3 protein-coding genes are annotated in these 3,770 nt (G+C 66.3%); all 3 read left to right on the top strand.

Annotation, left to right across the window (positions count from 1 at the left end; genetic code table 11):
• On the top strand, positions 1–1,713 hold a 1,713-nt coding region (locus tag EOA28_RS28280), incomplete at its 5' end, for an FAD-dependent oxidoreductase (RefSeq protein WP_128315509.1).
• Positions 1,714–1,909: 196 nt separating this feature from the next.
• A complete protein-coding gene (locus tag EOA28_RS28285; RefSeq protein ID WP_127250644.1) occupies positions 1,910–2,683 on the top strand; it encodes a glucose 1-dehydrogenase in 774 nt (257 codons plus the stop codon).
• 100 nt (positions 2,684–2,783) lie between these two features.
• On the top strand, positions 2,784–3,770 hold a 987-nt coding region (hisD, locus tag EOA28_RS28290), incomplete at its 3' end, for a histidinol dehydrogenase (protein WP_128315510.1).

Raw genomic sequence — 3,770 nt, forward strand, 5'->3', positions numbered from 1 at the left:
GGCTGGAACAAGGCCGACTGGCTGCCGGTGCTGTCCGCTTCGCCGGTGCGCGAGCCGGCGCACCGCGCCTTTCCGAAAACCATCGAGGAGTGGGATATCGAGCGCATCGTCGCCGACTATGCCGCGGCTGCGCAGCGTTGTCAGGCGGCCGGCCTCGACGGCATCGAGTTCGAATCCTATGGACATCTGATGGATGGCTTCTGGTCGCCGCTCACCAACCATCGCGACGACGAGTTCGGCGGCTCGCTCGACAACCGGCTGCGCTTCACCGACATGGTGCTCGACGCGGTCCGCGCCGCCGTCGGCGAGAAATTCATCGTCGGCATTCGCATGGTTGCCGACGAGGATCTCGAAAAGGGCATCTCGAAGGAAGTCGGCGTCGAGATCGCCAGGCGGCTCGCCAATTCCGGCAAGGTCGACTTCCTCAACATCATCCGCGGCACGATCGAGACCGATGCGTCGCTGACCAAGGTCATCCCGGTGACCGGCATGCGCTCATCGCCGCATCTCGATTTCGCCGGCGAGGTGAGGGCGGCGACCAAGTTCCCGACCTTCCACGCCGCCCGCATTTCCGACGTCGCCACGGCGCGCCACGCCATCGCCACCGGCAAGCTCGACATGGTCGGCATGACGCGCGCCCATATCGCCGATCCGCACATCGTCAGGAAAGTGATGGAAGGCCGCGAGCACGAGATCCGGCCATGCGTGGGCGCCACCTATTGCCTCGACCGCATCTATGAGGGCGGCGAGGCGCTGTGCGTCCACAACGCCGCAACCGGTCGCGAGGCGACCATTCCGCACATCATCGCGAAGAGCGAAGGACCGGAGAAGAAGGTCGTGGTGGTGGGGGCGGGCGCTGGTGGTCTTGAAGCCGCGCGCGTCGCGGCCGAACGCGGCCACCAGGTGACGGTTCTGGAAGCCTCCGGCCAGGCCGGCGGCCAGGTGAGGCTCGCGACCCAGAACCCGCGCCGCAAGGAGCTCATCGGCATCATCGACTGGCGGCTGGCCGAGCTCGATCGCCTCGGCGTCGAGATCCGCTACGACACCTGGGCCGAGAAGGACGATGTGCTGGCGCTGGCGCCGGACGTGGTGATCGTGGCGACGGGCGGCATGCCGCAGAACCCGCCGCTGACGGCCGGCGACAATCTCGTCACATCGAGCTGGGATATCATGGCAGGCTCCGTCAAGCCGGCCGAGAATGTCCTGCTCTATGATGACAATGGCGGCCATCAGGGCATGGGCGCGGCCGAGCTCATCGCGAACAGTGGCTCGAAGCTGGAGCTGGTCTCGCCGGAGCGCTTCTTCGCGCCGGAAATGGGCGGCATGAACCACGTGCCCTATATGCGCGCCTTCCACGAGAAAGGCGTCACCGTCACCATCAACACAAGGTTGCGTTCGGTCCGGCGCGAGGGCAACCAGCTCGTCGCCGAGCTCGCGTCGGATTTTGCCGACGGCTGGCGCGGCGAAAGGCGCGTCGACCAGGTGGTGGTCGAGCATGGCACGGCGCCCCTCGACGATCTCTATCTTGCGCTCAAACCGCTGTCGAAGAATGGCGGCGCGGTCGACTATGAGCGGCTGGTGAACGGCGGCGACATCTTCCCATCGCGCAACGCCGACGGCGGCTTCGTGCTGTTCCGCATCGGCGACGCGGTCGCCTCGCGCAACATCCACGCCGCCATCTATGACGGCATCCGGTTCGGGATCAGGATCTGACCGACAGGTCGCAACGCGAAAAAGCGGTGGGAAAAGCGCCGTACAGGTTGAGGTATCACTGCGGGGTAGCGCGCTCCCCGCGGTCAGCCTGTTTCGCTGCGGGCGCTCAAAATCATTTGTATATGCTTGTATGTATAACCAAGGATCGGTTAGTCTCGCGGGCGAGGGCAGGTCGGCAAGGCCAAGGAGGATCGACATGCGCAATGCTTCCCTCTTCGACCTGTCGGGCAGGAAGGCGCTCGTCACCGGCGCCAGCCGCGGCATCGGGCGCGGCATCGCCGAGGCGCTGAGCGCGGCCGGCGCCGCTGTCGCGGTCACGGCGCGCAGCCTTGCTTCGCTGCAGGAGACGACGGCGGCGATCCGGGCCGCCGGAGGGGTTGCGCATGCCATTGCCCTGGATGTCACCGACGTCGCCCGTTGTCGCGCCGCGACCGGCGAGGCAGCCGGCGTGCTCGGGGGCCTCGATATCCTGGTCAACAATGCCGGCATGGAAGAGGTCAGGCCTTCGCTCGATGTCGATGAAGCGCTCTGGGACCGGATCGTCGACACCAACCTCAAGGGCGCCTTCTTCTGCGCTCAGGCCGCCGCCCGCCACATGCGCGATGCCGGACGGCCCGGCGCCATCATCAATTTGTGCTCGCTGACCTCCGAGGTCGGCATCCCCACGGCCGTGCCCTACGGTTCGTCGAAGTCGGGCCTGCTCGGCATGACGCGGGCGCTTGCGGCGGAGTGGGCGGGTCTCGGGATCAGGGTCAACGCGATTGCTCCTGGCTATTTCAGGACGGCGATGACCGAGGTGTTCTACGCCGACGAGGCGTGGCAGCAATCGATGCTCGCCAAGATCCCGCAGCATCGCTTCGGCGACCTTTCGGATCTGCACGGCATTGTGGTCTTCCTGGCCTCGGACGCCTCGGCCTACATCACCGGGCAGTGCTTTCCGGTGGATGGGGGCTTTCTTGCCTCGATCTGATGCGGTTTGCCGTGGCCGGTCCGCCCGGAGGATGCAGAAAAATACTGGCGAGCATTATACATACATGTACATACTTTTCCCGCGTTTCTGAGGAGCAGCCATGTCCGAGATCAGCTTCCACGACCTCTCATCCGCCAGCGCCGAACAGCGGGCGAGCCTGCTGAAGCGCGCCGAGGCCGTCCTCTCGGCCTTCGTCGAGAAGGTCCGCCCGATTCTTGATGCGGTCAGGACGGAAGGCGACTCGGCGCTGCTCCGCTTCGTCCGGGATCTGGACAAGGCCGATGTGGCCGCGGGTAATCTGAAGGTCTCGGAGGCTGAGTTCGACGCTGCCTTCGGCAAGGTCGACAAGGATGTCATCGACAGCATCCGCTTCGGCATCACAAACATCAGGCATTTCCACGAGGAGCAGCGTCCCGAGACGATGTGGCTCAAGGAAGTCCGCCCCGGCGCCTATGCCGGCGACCGTTACACGCCGATCGGCTCGGTCGCGCTCTACGTTCCGCGAGGCAAGGGCGCCTTCCCGTCGGTGACCATGATGACCTCGGTTCCGGCCGTCATCGCCGGCGTGCCGCAGATCGCCATCGTGACGCCGCCGACTGCGGACGGTTCCGTCGATGCCGCGACCCTGGTCGCCGCTCGGCTCGCTGGGGTCGAGACCGTCTACAAATGCGGCGGCGCGCATGCGGTCGCGGCCGTCGCCTACGGCACCGAGACGGTGAAGCCCGCGCTCAAGATCGTCGGCCCGGGCAGCCCTTGGGTGGTTGCGGCCAAGAGCCTGCTGTCCTCGATCATCGACACCGGCCTTCCGGCCGGCCCGTCGGAAGCGATCATCTTCGCCGACGACAGCGTCGACGGCGGCCTCGCCGCGCTCGACCTTCTGATCGAGGCCGAGCACGGACCGGACTCTTCCGCCTATCTCGTGACGCACAGCCGCAAGGTCGCCGACGCGGCCCTGGCAGCACTTCCCGACCACTGGTCCCGTATGACCGAGCAGCGGGTCGAGTTCTCGCGCGCGGTGCTGACCGGCAAGCGCGGCGGCATCGTGCTGACCGCGTCACTGGAGGACAGCTACCGCTTCATCAACGAC

This window comes from Mesorhizobium sp. M2A.F.Ca.ET.067.02.1.1, from assembly GCF_004023285.1.
Taxonomy (GTDB): Bacteria; Pseudomonadota; Alphaproteobacteria; order Rhizobiales; family Rhizobiaceae; genus Mesorhizobium.

Excerpts from the sequence above, each read along its gene's own strand:
- EOA28_RS28285 (WP_127250644.1), top strand. The coding sequence starts at position 1,910 with ATGCGCAATGCTTCCCTCTTCGACCTGTCGGGCAGGAAGGCGCTCGTC.